The sequence below is a fragment of the Flavobacterium sp. F52 genome, assembly GCF_000278705.1.
GTDB lineage: Bacteria > Bacteroidota > Bacteroidia > Flavobacteriales > Flavobacteriaceae > Flavobacterium > Flavobacterium anhuiense.
The window spans coordinates 435,694-451,704 of record NZ_AKZQ01000037.1 but is presented as its reverse complement, the minus strand read 5'-3'; the positions used below and the strand labels follow the sequence as shown (position 1 = coordinate 451,704).

The following is a 16,011-nucleotide window of genomic DNA, read 5'->3' as shown; positions in this document are numbered from 1 at the left end:
TTTTAATCTTGAAACCATTCAATTCCCTTATCTAGTCGAACAAGAAAATCTGTAAATGATTTTCCAATTTCGACGTGATACTTAGAATTCAAATCAATAAAAGGAGAAAGAATGATTTTTACAGAATTATCATCATCAAATTCAATTCCTATAAATTCACCGCTTCCATTTGTGCCAATGGCGAGTGTTTGGGGCAGTTTTTCAAAAATATGATATTCTAAATTTGCATCGATAATTTCTTCTAGACTCCAAAGTTTTATAAACTCAACTCCAATAAACTGATCTATTCCCAAGTAATTCTCAACATAATAAACATAGTCTTCTGGAAGATCAAATTTTAAATGCTCCTGAATATCTTCAATTGCTACTAAAGAATTTTCATCCCGTTTTGGAAAAACATACTTCCTAAAAATCTCTGCTAATTCTTCTGTCATAAAACTATAAATGAGTTATCCTTTCTTCAAAATACTTCCAATACCTCGCCCGATCTGTTCTATGGCTTCGATTCCTTTTGCTAAAGGCGATGATGTAAAATCTTCATAAGCATCCATTGAACTTTCTTTTCTATCGTCTTGCGGATAAACTAAAATCACATTGTTATCGTTGAAATATTTTTCAAATTTCTGCGGCAGTTTATCAAAAATAGACTGATATGAAACAGAACCCTTTCTAGAAAGATTAAAAACTACTAAATCGGTTAGTTTTATTTCGTCTGAAATACTTTCAAAATCTTCCCAATCAGAAACATTTTTAAATCCTAATTTGGCATTTAATTTCAAATTATTAGCAATCTGCTGAATGGTTTCGTGAGTTTTATATTCAGCATAAAGCACAATCGGAATACTCAATTCCTGTGATAAACGGCATATTTTCTGAAGCAGTAAATGAAACCCGACACCTCTTTCAGAAAATGGAGGACAAATAAAAACCAATCTTTTTTCTTCGATAAAATTCTTCTGAAATCTACAGATAAACAGACTCTTATCAACATTATTGATGATTGAATCTACATTTTCTCCAAAAATTTTATCGATAAATCCTGTTTTTCTCGGCCATCCGACAATTACAATATCGGACATAATTTCTTTTGAAGTTCTGGCAATTCCACTCGCTGGATTGTGGTCAATTCTGGCAATGGTATTGATTTTAACTTCTGAAGCCGAGCCTTGAATAACAAATTTATCGGCCGCTTTTCTGTATTTCAAAATGTTCTTTTCGGCCTGATTATTATTGGGAACAATCGTTAATAAAGTAATGGGGTTAGATGATTTTTTATCTTTTATCAAAAGAGCAAAATCCAATAAACTTGCCGCGGCAGAAGTTTTCGCCAGCGGAATCAGAATATGCTCGTCTAAAATTTGATCCCTACCAGCATCTTCATGAGAAAACTCTTCTTCGCAGATTGCAATTTTCTTAGCGGCTTTTTCAGTTGCAAACGAAGCCACAATACAAGTAATCAGGATTAGAATAATGGTTCCGTTTAAGATATTTTCATCTAAAATTTTAGCTTTATAACCCACCAAAATCACGGCTAAAGTTGCTGCCGCGTGCGCACTGCTCAACCCAAAAATAAGCTGTCTTTCGGTTCTGGTGTATTTAAAAACAATTTGAGTAAAAAATGCTGCAATCCATTTTCCAAATATTGCCACAACACTCAAAGTTCCGGCTACGATTAAAGCTGTTGGTCCGCTTAAAATAACGCTGACATCAACTAACATTCCTACTGAAATCAGAAAAAACGGAATGAATAATGAATTTCCAATAAACTCAATTCTATTCATTAATGCTGAAGAATGCGGAATTAAAGGATTCAATGCCAATCCAGCCACGAACGCGCCAATGATAGGCTCTACCCCTGCTACTTCGGCCAAAAAAGCTGCAAAGAAAACAACAGAAAGCACAAAGATGTAATGTGCATGTTTTTCACTCTCTAATTTTTTGAAAAACCATTTAGCAATTCTTGGAATAAGCAAAAACATTATGGCTGAAAAAATTGCCAGCGAAATAGTCAATTTGATCCAGAAAGCCTGATTTAAGCTTCCTTGAGCACTTCCCATAATTACGGCCAAAATAATCAAAACAGCTGTATCGGTCAAAATTGTTCCTCCCACAGTAATGGCAACTGCTTGATTTTTGGCAATTCCCAATTTACTCACAATCGGATACGCAACCAAAGTATGTGTCGCAAACATGCTCGCAGTTAAAAAACTGGCATTAAAATCGTATTGAAGCAAATAAAAACAAACTGGAAAACCAATTGAAAGCGGCAGAATGAAGGTAAAAAAACCAAAGAGCAAACTCTTATTTCGATTGGCTTTAAACTCATTCATATCCAATTCTAATCCAGCAATGAACATAATGTAAAGAAGTCCAATTGTTGAAAAAAGATCAACTGCAGAGTTTTTCGCCAAGATATTTAAACCGTGCGGACCGATAATAACTCCAGAAATAATTAGTCCAATAATTCCCGGAATATTAATCTTTTTAAGCAAAATCGGCGAAAGCAGAATAATAAAAAGTATTAACGAAAAAATCAATACGGGGTTGCTTAAAGGTAATTCGAATTCTTGTAATAGATGTCTGAAAAATTCTATCATATGGTAACTTTATCTTCTTGTGGCATTATAATTTGTAAAAAGACATTTTCAGAATTCAAACAAAATCCATGAAGTATTAATATTGAAGAATCGAGTATTTTTTAGCACTCGTTCTTTTACAAAAATACCTAAAAATAGTGAACTTTTTACTTAAAGCGCATATTAAGGTTTTAAATTTATTTCGTTGCCGAATTATTAAATTTTAATATTATTTTTAACAAATACGCAAGATTAACAATCAAAAAATAATCATAATTGCATTATTCGATTATCTTTGTCTTAACAAAAATTGAACAATGGAAGAATGTATCTCTGTTTTTGATATGCTTAAAATTGGCGTTGGCCCTTCAAGCTCACATACTTTAGGTCCTTGGCGCGCTGCCGAACGTTTTCTTGAAGAGCTCAAAAACGAAGCAATTTTAGACGACATTACAAGAGTAAAAGTCGACTTATATGGCTCTCTTTCTTTAACTGGAAAAGGCCACGCAACAGATCTTGCTGTAATGCTCGGATTGAGCGGACAAGATCCTGAATATATTCCTGTTGAAGATATTGCGGGAATTATTAAAAAAATCGAAACTACAAACGAAATCAATTTGGGCAACCAAAAAGTGATTCCGTTCTTTTTTCTTCAAGACATTGTTTTCAACAAAGATTTTCTTCCGTTTCATGCCAATGGTTTGAAATTTACAGCTTACAAATCTGATGATTCTGAATATGAATCTACTTTTTATTCTATCGGAGGCGGATTTGTTGTAAAAGAAGAACGTACCAATGCTAAAGAAAAAAAAGCTATAAAATGTGCGTTTCCTTACCCGATTCAAAACGCAGCTGAATTGTTGAATTATACGATTACTGAAAATAAATCAATTTCTGAAATTGTATATCAAAATGAAATTTCGATGCGTCCAGAAGCCGAAGTGCATTCAGAATTAATGCGCATTTGGAATACCATGCTGGAATGCATGTACATTGGCTGCCACTCTGAAGGCATTCTTCCTGGCGGACTTCATGTGCGCAGGAGAGCTTTTGACATGCACCAAAACTTAATCGGATTGTCTAATTATACCGACCCGCAAAGCTGGTTGGAAGAAATTAGAAAAACTGAGGTAAAATTTCGTCAGATTCTAAAATGGGTTAGCTGTTTTGCACTTGCCGTGAATGAAGTAAATGCTTCTCTTGGACGTGTTGTTACAGCACCTACCAACGGAAGTTCTGGAGTAATTCCGGCCGTTTTAATGTATTATATGGTGATCGAAAACCATAGTGCTGGCGAAAAAGAAATCAAACAATTTTTGATGGTTGCGGGCGAAATCGGAAGTATCTTCAAAAAAGGATCTACTATTTCTGCTGCAATGGGCGGATGCCAGGCTGAAATTGGCGTTTCTTCTGCGATGGCAGCGGGAGCTTTATGCGAATTGATGGGCGGAACTCCTGCTCAGGTTCTTATGGCAGCCGAAATCGCAATGGAACATCATTTAGGTTTAACCTGCGATCCTATTGGCGGTTTGGTTCAGATTCCTTGCATCGAAAGAAATACAATGGGCGCCATTAAAGCAATAAATGCTGCTGAATTGGCCTTAGAAACGGATTCTAAAAATGCTAAAGTTCCTTTAGACAAAGTGATTAACACAATGTGGGAAACAGCAAAAGATATGAATTCAAAATACAAAGAAACTTCTGAAGGAGGTCTTGCAGTTGCCGTAAATATGGCTGATTGTTAACTTTTTAAGGTTTGCCACAAATTACACAAATTAGCACGAATTAAATTTCACTCAAATACTCAAAAAAAATTGGTGTAAATTCGTGTAATTCGTGGCAGAAAAAACCAACCATTTACATGAAAAAACTTTACCTTTTACTCTTTTTCTGTTCTATTTTACTTCATTCTCAAGAACGTTATTTTTTAAATTCTGATACAAGATTATTTATTTCTCCGAATGCATCTGCCGATTTTTTAGGGTATTTTAAATATGGAGCAGAAGTTCGCTTATTATCTGAAAATCAAAATGGCTGGTACAAAATACAAGCTGATAATTTGAACGAAGGTTATGTGCAAGAAAAGTTTATTGCAAACAGCCTTAACGCAAAAGATGTAAAAATTAAAGATACCAAAAATCCTATTTTGGAAGGCGGAGATGCTTACTACGGAGGCAATCACCTTTTTGTTCTTGCTGCTGGACTAAAAGCAAGAGCCTTGCCCGATAAAACTTCAAAAATCAGAGAAATTTTATTTACAGGAGATCCTGTTGCAGTAAACTATCTTCCTGTAAATCCTGACGAATGGGTAAATATCAGCGGAAGCTTTAATGAAGAATATTCTAAATATACACTGAGAAAATTTCTTGGTATGAGACCAAATTTTGATGCTTTATTGAAAGATTTCGACAAACTTGATGCAAACGCTCTTAAAGAACGAAAAACGGTTAGCGAAAGAATTGTAGAATTGGCTTGGAACAGCGAATATGCTAAACTTACACCAGCATATCAAAGATATTATGAAGTTGTGAAGCAAATCAACGACCCAAAATTATTAGCAGAAACAGAATTGAATATGGCTTTAGCCAAAGGACTGGCAAATCATAAATTATCAGAACAGCTTATTGCCTTTACTCAAAAATCCCATTATTCTTTAAAAGGTTTTAAAACAAAATCGGTTAACATTTCGCTGGCAGATTTAATTAAAACGATGGGAAATCCACCCAAAAAAACTCGTATTTCAGACGAATGCGGCATTTATTTGAGTGATTTATTTTACTACTATCCAGATTTGGAAATTTCTGTTGATGAAAAACAAAAGCAGGGAGAAATCATTAAAGTTTTCATCAACGAAAACAACAAATTTATTATAAATCAAAACGCTATTTTAGATCATACGCTGTCTGAAAAAGCTTTCATTGAAAAATATGGAACTTATATTGAAGCTTCTCTAAAATCGCCCCACATTTACAGTATCATCATGGAAGACAGCCAATTCCGATTAGAATTTAAAGACGGAAAACTATTTTCTGTCGAAATATTCTATTATTGCTGATTCCCCTTTTACAATTATTCAATACTTTTACATTATCAAAAAAACAATAAAATGTCTGTAGCAAAAAAAGATTATAAAAGAATCACAACAAAGTCATTAATTGAAATGAAAAGCAATGGAGAAAAAATCTCTATGCTGACTGCGTATGATTATACAATGGCGAAAATTGTTGATACCGCTGGTGTCGATGTAATTTTAGTTGGTGATTCGGCATCAAACGTAATGGCTGGTCATGAAACTACTCTGCCTATTACTTTAGATCAGATGATTTACCATGCTTCTTCTGTAGTTCGCGCTGTAGAAAGAGGTTTGGTTGTAGTTGACTTGCCTTTCGGAAGTTATCAGTCAGATTCAAAAGAAGCTTTACGTTCTTCTATCAGAATCATGAAAGAAAGTGGTGCGCATGCTGTGAAATTGGAAGGCGGAAAAGAAATTAAAGAGTCTATCAAAAAAATATTAAATGCCGGAATTCCAGTAATGGGACATTTGGGACTAACTCCTCAATCTATCTATAAATTCGGGACTTATACTGTTCGCGCTAAAGAAGAAGAAGAAGCTGAGAAATTAATTGAAGATGCTCAAATGCTTGAAAAAGTAGGATGTTTTGCTGTCGTTTTGGAAAAAATCCCAGCAGCTCTCGCTAAAAAAGTAGCAGACAGTATTTCTATTCCTGTTATCGGAATTGGTGCTGGAGGTGGCGTTGACGGTCAGGTCCTAGTAATCCATGATATGCTAGGAATGAACAACGAATTCAGTCCACGTTTCTTGCGCCGTTACTTAAATCTTTACGAAGAAATGACAAAAGCAATCAGCCAATATGCTGCTGATGTTAAGTCTAGTGATTTTCCTAATGAAAAGGAACAATATTAATTTTTTTAAGATACTAAGGTCCTAAGTTGCTATCCCGATAGCTATCGGGACTAAGATTTTTCAGGATCAAAGATCCAAAGTAACAAAGGTGCAAAGGTTTTATAAATTGCCTCCAGCTTTAGCTGGAGGTTTATTTTTAATCCTCCTTAAAGGCTTTAGCCAAACTTCTATATAATTCAAATTCTCGTAATGAAAATTATCTCTACCAAAGAAAACCTGCAGATACTTCACGAAGACAATCACATCATTGTGGTTAATAAGCGTGTGGGCGATATTGTTCAAGGCGATAAAACAGGCGATAAACCTTTGTCTGATGTTGTGAGAGAATATATTAAAGAAAAGTATAATAAACCTGGTGATGTTTTCTTGGGTGTGATTCATCGTTTGGATCGGCCTACAACTGGAATTGTGGTTTTTGCAAGAACTAGTAAAGCTTTATCGCGAATGAATGAGTTATTCAGCAATCGTGAAACTAAAAAAACCTATTGGGCAGTTGTAAAGAACAAACCACGTGAAGCATCAGCAAAATTGGTTCATTATTTAAAACGAAACGAAAAAAACAATACTTCAAAAGCACATTCAAAAGAGGTGCCTGATAGCAAATTAGCCAGTTTAGATTATACGATTATCAAAGAACTTCAAAATTATACGGCGCTCGAAATCAATTTGCATACAGGACGTCATCATCAGATTCGCGCTCAATTGAGTGCCATTGGTTCGCCCATAAAAGGAGATTTAAAATATGGCGCAGACCGAAGCAATCCAGATGGCGGAATTCATCTTCATGCCAGAAAACTAACTTTTGTACATCCTGTTTCTAAAGAAAACATAACTATTATCGCGCCGACACCAGACGACCCAATTTGGAATGCTGTATGATTTTTATGATTTAATTGTTAAATTTTTAAATTTTATCAATTAACTTGCATAGGGAAAATTCAAGTTAATCGGAAAATGGATTATAAAAATAACATCGGATATCGAAAGGAAACTCTAAAAAAGTTATTGTATAATATTCAAAAAAGCGAAGATTTAATCGTAAAAGCTTTATACGATGACTTTAAAAAACCTGAGTTCGAGGCTGTTTTGACCGAAACCAATTATGTCATTTCAGAACTCAAAGATGTTATAAAAAACATTAATAAATGGGCCAAACCTGAACGCGTTTTTCCTTCACTTTTAAATTTTCCTTCTAGCGATTATCTTTATAAAGAACCTTATGGAGATGTATTGATTATAGCGCCTTGGAATTATCCTTTTCAGCTTGCTTTATGTCCGTTGGTTGCTGCAGTTGCTGCAGGAAATAGAGTGATTTTAAAACCTTCTGAACTTACACCTCATACCTCGGCCATAATTGCAAAAATTATAGAAAAAACTTTTCATGTTAATCACGTCGAAGTTTATGAAGGCGGAATCGAAGTTTCTAATAAACTGCTTGCACAGCGTTGGGATTATATCTTCTTTACTGGAAGCGTTGCTGTAGGTAAAATTGTTGCAAAAGCGGCAGCAGAAAATTTAACTCCAGTTACTTTGGAATTAGGCGGGAAGAACCCATGTATTGTTGATGAAACTGCCAACTTAAAACTTGCCGCAAAACGAATTGTCTGGGGAAAATTCATTAATGCCGGTCAGACTTGCATTGCACCCGATTACATTCTGATTCAGAAAAATATGAAGGTTAATTTCATTTCTTACTTAATTGAAGAAATCATCAAAGCTTACGGCAAGAAAATTGACAAATCTCCTGATTTTGCGCGAATTATAAATACAAAAAACTGGTACCGACTCACCAATATGATTCAAGACGAACATATTTTATTTGGCGGAGAAAGTGATGCCAACAAACTTTATATTGCGCCAACACTTCTTGAAGAGCCAGATTTGGACAGTCCAGTTATGAAAGAAGAAATCTTTGGCCCGATTCTGCCTATTCTCGTTTATGAAAATGAAAATGACATCGAAAAGGTTGTCAGTCGCTATGAGAAACCTCTTTCATTTTATATTTTTAGCGAAAATAATTCATTTACAAAGAAATTAATTTCAAAATACTCCTTTGGAGGCGGGTGTATCAACGATACTGTTGTTCATTTTTCTAATAATAGACTGCCTTTTGGTGGTGTCGGCCATAGCGGAATTGGCGCCTATCACGGTAAACGAAGTTTCGATACATTCTCTCATCATAAAGCAATTGTCAAAAAAGGAAATTGGCTTGATTTGCCTATGCGTTATGCGCCTTACAAAGATAAATTGGCTTCGATAAAACGAATTTTAGACTGGCTATAAATCAGTTAAAAACATTTCGGAATGTTTTGTAGATTTTTATATGGTATTGATTAAAAATATTATATTTACGTCAAGATACTTTCAATATTATAAGTCTATAAAACAATTTTACATCAAAATGAAATCTACACTTAACCAAATCGAGGACATTAAAAAAAATGGCTATTCCCTTGATTTTGCTACAGTTTTTAATCATGCTTTTGAGAACTATAAAAAAATAGCACTGTACTCGGGGCTTATTATCTTAGTATTTTCGATTATTGCCGCTATGGCTTTTATGGGTATAATGATTGCTTATTTTGGAGCACAAGCCATATCAAGAGATTTCATCGAGAACCTAGAAAATCAACAATTCACTGCTATCGAACTTGTTATACAAACCGTTGCTGTCTCTGTAGTTGCAGGAATTACAGCTCCTTTTGGTGCAGGTTTTCTTAAAATGGCAGACTCTGCAGATAAAGACGTTGAATTCAATGTTTCAACTATCTTCACTTACTACAAAAGCCCTTATTTTGGGCAAATTTTTATTGCTGCTTTTATTCCAGCAATTTTAGGAACAGCTCTTGCCAATTTAGTTGAAAGTTCAGGAGTTTTATTTGTTGGAAACATAATTTCATTTATGGTTTCCTACTTCATGTATCTATCTATCCCATTAATTGTTTTCGGAAATCTTAAAGCAATTGACTCTATAAAATCAAGTATTATTATTGTTACTAAAAATCCGCTTAACATATTTGCCTTTTTTATCATAGGTTTTCTTGGTTCAATGGTTGGTCTTATCGGCTGTTGTGTCGGAATCATTTTTACAGTTGTTTTTAACAGCTCTATGATTTATGCAACTTATTTTGCCATTTTTGGAACACATTCTGAAGAAGAAGATTCAATTGATTCAATCGGAAAATACAATGTAGATTAAAATAGAAAATTCTTAATTATAAAGAACCTAACCACTTCTTTTTAAGAATTCTCAAAACGCTATTTACTTAACCAACATACCCAAATTCTATGGCCGCAAACTGTAGTTTTTTCAATTCGGTTATCTCAGGAATTTCTGCCAGCGGAAGTGCCTTTGAGTCAATTATGACCGGATGGTATGTGTTTAATTCTGATATCATTTATTACAACAATCATAAACTTGTTGTTTTAGGATTATCGCTTATTGCCTTTCTTTCGCTCTTAGTTTACCAGTTTTTTAAAATTAAAGCTAAAATTGGGTATTTCATTGAAAAAAAGAAAGAGCAGGAAACCGTAAGCAAAGAATACCAACTTTATATTCTATTTTTTGGTATTGCGGTAATTGTTATCGAAATCATTAATGAAATTTTCAAAATCAGGCCCAAAAGCCTTTTAGTGGTAAATGTCCTGATTGGTATTTTTGTTCTGATTATTTACGTGATAACAAACAAAATAAAATGGGTGAGAGATAAAATCCAGCAGATTTTTATTTCCTGTTTTTTTATTTATATCAGTTATGTCGCCTATAATATTGTCACTTTACGAAATGACGTAGTACCTATAATTGTTTTCCTGATCTCATTTTTCTTTTCGTACAACATTCTTAAACCCATAAAAATTTATTGGTCTTTTGTTGGTTTAACATTTACCTTTTTAATTGCTACTTTATTATTTCATCTTATCCCAATAAAGTCTTCTATTTTATTGCTTAATTTCTGCATCCTAATTTTCATTATAAATCAAGTTAAATATGCTGTCTTATTAAACAATCGTGACAATTTTAGGTTTGCAAATGAAATAGTTCACAAAGGCAATTCGCTTACCATAGCCTCAAATCAAAAAAGCGAAATTCTTTTTTGCAGTGAAACCATTACTCCCATTTTAGGATATCTGCCTGATGAAGTGATGGGATTAAAATTCTGGGAGCTAACCCAAGATTCAGAAGAAAAATTAGACCCCATTAAAAACCACGAAAACAAGCTGTACATCAGAAAATTAAAAACAAAAATTGGCGAATACAAATACATCCAATGGAAAGATAAAAAGTTCTCAGAAGATTTAATCATTAGTATTGGGCAAGATGTTACAGAGCAGATTATCGTTCAGGACCAATACAAAAATCTAATTCAGACCGCAACCGATATTATTTTTGAAATTGATGCAGAAGGATATTTTACTTTTATGAATGAATTTGGTTTTTCGATTCTTGGTTACACTGAAAATGAAATCATTAAAAAACATTATTCCAATTTTATTCATGAACATTATATTACTAGTGCTGTAGATTTTTATGAAAATTTAGTGCTGAATGAAAATAATTATCCCATTATCGAAATTCCAGTTCTGAAGAAAAATGGCGAAGAAGTATGGATTTCGCAAAAGATCATTGTACGTAAAAATGATTTAGGATTAACGACTGGCTTTTCTGGCATTGCAAGAGATATTACTGAAAAAAAGAATATCGAAAATGAGAAAAAAAAGCGTCTTAAAAAAATTGAAGCTTACAATAATTCGACCAAAAAATTATCGACTACGGACTTTAGCAAATACAATGAATTAAACACCATTATTGATTTAATACTAAAAGAAGCAGCCACAATTAGCGACGTCAATCGTGTAAGTTTTTGGAAATATGACAACGATCTCATTACCTGTAAAAATCTTTTTAGCCTTGACAATCAAAGCTTAAACGATAAAAGCATTTTAAAGAAAGAGTCCTATCCTATTTATTTTGAGACACTGAACAACAAAGCGATTATAAATGCTCCAGATGTATTCAACAAATTAGAAACATCTGAATTTCAAAAACTTTACTTTACAAAAAACAACATAAAATCGATGTTGGATGTTCCTATTTTCCTAACGGGACAATTGGCAGGTGTGGTCTGCTTTGAAAGCACCGAACAAAAACGCGAATGGGATAATGAAGATATTAATTATGCAAGAACTATCTCAGATGTAATTTCGCTTGCCATTTCTTCACAAATGCGATTGGAAGCAGAAAGAAAATTACAGCTTAAAAGCCAGCTTTTGTCTGCACTTTCTTTATGCACCGAAAAATTCCTGTTAAGCAAAACCACACATCAGATGTTTGAGGAAACCTACAATATTATTGGAAAAGCAGCCAAAGTAGATCATATGTATTACTACGAAAAAGATGCCATTTACAATACTGTAAGCCAAAAATACAAATGGTCTCGCGAAGGGGTTATACATCAGATTACGCCATTGCGCTCCATGACCGAAGAAAATCTGCGAGAGATTTATGATGCGGCATCACAGAGAAAAATCCTAAATACGCTAACTCGAAATCTTAATGACAGTTTTTTCAAAAAGCTTCTGATCGATAACGAAATTCAGTCAATTTTAATTTTACCGATTTACATAAATGATATTTTTACTGGTTTCATTGGTTTTGATGATTGTACGACGGAAAGAAAATGGTCTGAAGATGAAATTAATATCTTTCAGGTTTTGGCCAATAATATTTCGTCTGCATTAGAAAGAAACCGAAATGAAACTAAAATTATCGAAAGTGAAGAAAAATTCAAATTGATTGCCAACAACATTCCTGGAACGGTGTATTTATCGAAATTTGATGCTTTCTCAACCAAAATATTCTTAAACGACGAGGTTTCGAACCTTACTGGATATTCAAAATCTGAATTTATTGAAAATAATTTGTCTTTTCTATCGTTAATTCATCCTGAAGACAAAGAAGAAGTAATTAACAATCAAATCGATAATCTCCAAAACGGAATGCCTTTGCATAATGTTTACCGCATTAAGCGCAAGAGCGGCGAGTATATTTGGATAGAAGAATTTGGAGACGTAATTAAGCGAGATGATGAAATTGAATTTGTTGGCGGAATCTATTTTGATATTACAAGCAAAAAAGAAATCGAAGACGCTATAAAAGCCAAACAATTAGCCGAAGCAGCAAACAAATCAAAATCTGACTTTTTAGCCAATATGTCGCATGAAATTAGAACTCCTCTAAACGGAATTATTGGTTTTACACATTTATTAATGAAAACAGATTTAGAGGAAATTCAAGAAAAATATATGACGACAATTAACCAATCGGCTCATTCTCTTCTTGAAATTATTAATGACATTTTAGATTTCTCAAAAATTGAAGCTGGAAAATTAGAGCTCTTTATTGATTTATATGATCTCAAAAAAATCTTAGGGCAAGTCTTTGATTTAATTGTCTACGAATCCAATAAGAAGAATCTCGAACTTGAATTGAATATTGATCCTGAAGTTCCAAAATATATCTGGACAGATATTGTCCGTCTGAAACAGATTTTGATTAATCTGCTTTCTAATGCGGTTAAATTTACAATTGAAGGTTCCATCAAATTAAATGTTTCCGTTTTAGAAAAAAAACACAACAACAACTGCGTGATTCGCTTTGCTGTAATCGATACAGGCATTGGCATTTTGGAAAAAAATCAACAGAAGATTTTCAAAGCCTTTTCTCAGGAAGACAGCTCTACGACTAGAAAATTTGGAGGAACTGGACTTGGTTTAACCATATCCAATCAATTGTTAGCTTTAATGGAAAGCCGTTTACAGCTAGAAAGTAAAATTGATGAAGGAAGCACTTTTTTCTTTGATCTGAATTTAAAAACGAGCAACCAAAGCATTAATGACAAATACAATGCAGAACTTAAAAGTTTAAATATCAATCTTGATTCTGATGAAATTGAAACAAACGGCAGCAATATTACTTTTCTAATTGTTGAAGACAACAAAGTAAATATGCTTCTTCTTAAGACCATTATAAAAAATCTTTACAACAACGCTTTTATTTTCGAATGTGAAAACGGTTATGAAGCCATTCAGCAATTTGAACAAATTAATCCAACCATAATTTTTATGGATATTCAGATGCCGATTATGAATGGATATGAAACTGCCAAGGCAATCAGAAATACTAAAAAAGGGCGAGATGTTCCGATAATTGCTGTTACCGCAGGTGCAGAAAAAGAAGAACGTAACAAATGTATTTCTGCTGGAATGGACGATTACATTTCTAAACCAATTATGAAAGGAAGTGTTGAAGAAGCCTTAATTAAATGGCTAGGTAATTTTTAGTTTTCAGTCTGTGTCGCAGTTTTCAGTTTCTAAGCGTTTTGCTGAGGCTGAAAACTAAACAAAACACTTCAATAGTAAAATTTATCATAAAAAATCTATAAATTCGTACAACGTTTCAAACAAAAAATAAAAAAACAATTCAATATGAAGTGGCAAGGCAGAAGACAAAGTGATAATGTCGAAGACAGAAGATCAATTTCCGGCGGAGGCAAAGCAATAATTGGCGGTGGAGTTATCGGAATCATCGTTTTACTGCTTAATCTTTTTGGAGGTGAAACAGGTCAGCAAATAGCGCCTATTTTAGAACAAATGCAAGGCGGTCAAGGTCAGCAGACAGAAGCTGCAGCTCCTTTAAGCAAGGAGGATGAGGAAATGGGAAACTTTGTAAGAGTTGTTTTGGCAGATAATGAAGATATCTGGAGTAAAATTTTCGCCGAAAATGGCATGACATACGAAAAACCTAAGCTGGTGCTTTTTAAAGGTGGCGTACAAACTGCCTGTGGAGGCGCATCATCAGCTTCTGGTCCTTTTTATTGTCCAGGAGATAGAAAAGTCTATATGGATTTAGGTTTCTTTGAGGAGCTAAAAAGTAAATTCGGCGCAAAAGGCGGCGATTTTGCCATTGCATATGTTATTGCACATGAAATTGGCCACCACATACAAACTTTGCTGGGAACATCTGCAAAAATGCGTCAAGAACAGCAGGGAAAAAGCGAAGCGGAAGCTAATAAATTATCTGTAGCGTTAGAATTGCAAGCTGACTTCTATGCTGGCGTTTGGGCGCATTATAATCAGGAAAATTTAGATGCTGGCGACATCGAGGAAGCTCTAAGTGCCGCGAATGCTGTCGGAGACGATGCCATTCAAAGCAAAATGCAAGGACACGTTGTTCCCGATTCTTTTACACACGGCACTTCAGAACAAAGAATGTATTGGTTTAAAAAAGGTTATAAAACAGGTGACATTACACAAGGCACTACATTTGAAGAAATTCGATAATACATAAACCAAATATAATAACCACAAGAAAAGCCCAACTTGCAAGTTGGGCTTTTTTAATTTTCAATATTCTAAAACCCAAACTCCAAACTCTTTGAGATTATATACAAAATAAAAAATTCCAAATTTCAAACTGTAGTGAGTTGGAATTTGAAATTTGGAATTTCAAAAATTGAAATTTTACTTTTTTAGTTTTCGTCAGAAAACAAAAAAAGCCTTGAATTTCTTCAAGGCTTTAAATCTGGGTGGCTGACCGGGTTCGAACCGGCGACCCGCGGCACCACAAACCGCTACTCTAACCAGCTGAGCTACAACCACCATTTTTCTGCTTAGCGAGTGCAAATATAGAACAAAGGTTGAGTTCTACAAAGAAAAAAATGAAAAATTTTTATAAAAATTAAATCAAATTTTCTAAGCTATTGACAGCCAAACATCTTTCAACTGTAAAACCTTCTGCAAAATCTTTCCCAACTAGTCTTCCTAGGTCTTTCGCACGATAATTTAGGCTTTCAAAAAAGTTTTTACTGGTAATTGGCGTTGCAGGTTCATTCGAATTAGGATCATAAAATTGAGTTTTGTAAGCCATAATCGCTTCCACTTTCTTTTCTTCAAAACCTGTAATATCCACAACGAAGTCTGGGGTAATGTTTTTCCATTGAATATAATGATACACTACTTTTGGTCTCCAAGCTTCTTGTGCCTCGCCATCAATCGAAGTTTCGATTTTCATCAAACCAGACAAAAAGCAAGCATCAGAAACGAGTTTGCTTCCTCTTCCGTGATCAATGTGGCGATCGTCAATTGCATTGCATAAAACAATCTCAGGTTTATATTTACGAATTATTTTAATGACCTCTAATTGATGCTTTTCGTCATTTACAAAAAAACCATCACGCATGCGTAAATTTTCACGTACAACGACTCCTAAAATTTTCGCTGCATCTTTTGCTTCCTGATCTCTAGTTTCCGCAGTTCCACGAGTTCCCAACTCACCACGAGTTAAATCTACAATACCTACTTTTTTACCAAGTGATACTTCTTTTAAAATGGTTCCGGCACAACCCAATTCTACATCGTCTGGATGCGCGCCAAAGGCTAATATGTCTAGTTTCATTATCTATATTTAAGTCACAGTTGACAGTCGCAGTATTCAGTCTCAGCAAAACTGAA

Annotated in this window: 11 protein-coding genes and 1 tRNA gene; 8 read left to right on the top strand and 4 right to left on the bottom strand. The window is 34.1% G+C overall.

The window, feature by feature from the left end; translation table 11 throughout:
- Nucleotides 1-2: 2 nt before the first annotated feature.
- Nucleotides 3-434 (bottom strand): SMI1/KNR4 family protein, encoded by a 432-nt coding sequence (locus FF52_RS20460; RefSeq protein ID WP_008468589.1) that lies wholly within the window; start codon nt 432-434, stop codon nt 3-5.
- 15 nt (nt 435-449) lie between these two features.
- Nucleotides 450-2,597 (bottom strand): cation:proton antiporter, encoded by a 2,148-nt coding sequence (locus tag FF52_RS20455; RefSeq protein ID WP_008468587.1) that lies wholly within the window; start codon nt 2,595-2,597, stop codon nt 450-452.
- A gap of 296 nt (nt 2,598-2,893) precedes the next feature.
- On the opposite strand from FF52_RS20455, the gene FF52_RS20450 reads away from it, so the two are divergent.
- The 8 genes from FF52_RS20450 to FF52_RS20415 all read left to right on the top strand — a co-directional run bounded on the left by FF52_RS20450 (nt 2,894) and on the right by FF52_RS20415 (nt 14,841).
- Entirely contained in the window at nt 2,894-4,321 is a 1,428-nt protein-coding gene (locus tag FF52_RS20450) for an L-serine ammonia-lyase (RefSeq protein WP_008468585.1), read from the top strand.
- Between the two features lie 116 nt (nt 4,322-4,437).
- Complete coding sequence (locus FF52_RS20445) at nt 4,438-5,631, top strand: SH3 domain-containing protein (protein ID WP_008468584.1); 1,194 nt, start codon at nt 4,438-4,440, stop codon at nt 5,629-5,631.
- 51 nt (nt 5,632-5,682) lie between these two features.
- Complete coding sequence (gene panB / locus FF52_RS20440; protein ID WP_008468582.1) at nt 5,683-6,501, top strand: 3-methyl-2-oxobutanoate hydroxymethyltransferase; 819 nt, start codon at nt 5,683-5,685, stop codon at nt 6,499-6,501.
- A gap of 189 nt (nt 6,502-6,690) precedes the next feature.
- Entirely contained in the window at nt 6,691-7,380 is a 690-nt protein-coding gene (locus FF52_RS20435; protein ID WP_008468580.1) for an RluA family pseudouridine synthase, read from the top strand.
- Nucleotides 7,381-7,455: 75 nt separating this feature from the next.
- A complete protein-coding gene (locus FF52_RS20430) occupies nt 7,456-8,784 on the top strand; it encodes an aldehyde dehydrogenase (RefSeq protein ID WP_008468578.1) in 1,329 nt (442 codons plus the stop codon).
- 118 nt (nt 8,785-8,902) lie between these two features.
- Complete coding sequence (locus tag FF52_RS20425; RefSeq protein WP_008468576.1) at nt 8,903-9,700, top strand: hypothetical protein; 798 nt, start codon at nt 8,903-8,905, stop codon at nt 9,698-9,700.
- Nucleotides 9,701-9,789: 89 nt separating this feature from the next.
- Nucleotides 9,790-13,842 carry a PAS domain S-box protein gene (locus FF52_RS20420; RefSeq protein WP_008468573.1) on the top strand — a complete coding sequence of 1,351 codons (4,053 nt, stop codon included), beginning with the start codon at nt 9,790-9,792 and terminating at the stop codon, nt 13,840-13,842.
- 144 nt (nt 13,843-13,986) lie between these two features.
- Nucleotides 13,987-14,841: a neutral zinc metallopeptidase gene (locus FF52_RS20415; RefSeq protein ID WP_008468571.1), complete on the top strand. Its 855-nt coding sequence runs from the start codon at nt 13,987-13,989 to the stop codon at nt 14,839-14,841.
- A gap of 244 nt (nt 14,842-15,085) precedes the next feature.
- Here FF52_RS20415 and FF52_RS20410 read toward each other — a convergent pair.
- Together FF52_RS20410 and bshB1 are read right to left on the bottom strand one after the other, a co-directional pair.
- Nucleotides 15,086-15,159 (bottom strand) — tRNA-His (locus tag FF52_RS20410).
- Between the two features lie 79 nt (nt 15,160-15,238).
- Nucleotides 15,239-15,955 (bottom strand): bacillithiol biosynthesis deacetylase BshB1, encoded by a 717-nt coding sequence (gene bshB1, locus FF52_RS20405; protein ID WP_008468569.1) that lies wholly within the window; start codon nt 15,953-15,955, stop codon nt 15,239-15,241.
- Nucleotides 15,956-16,011 lie beyond the last annotated feature (56 nt).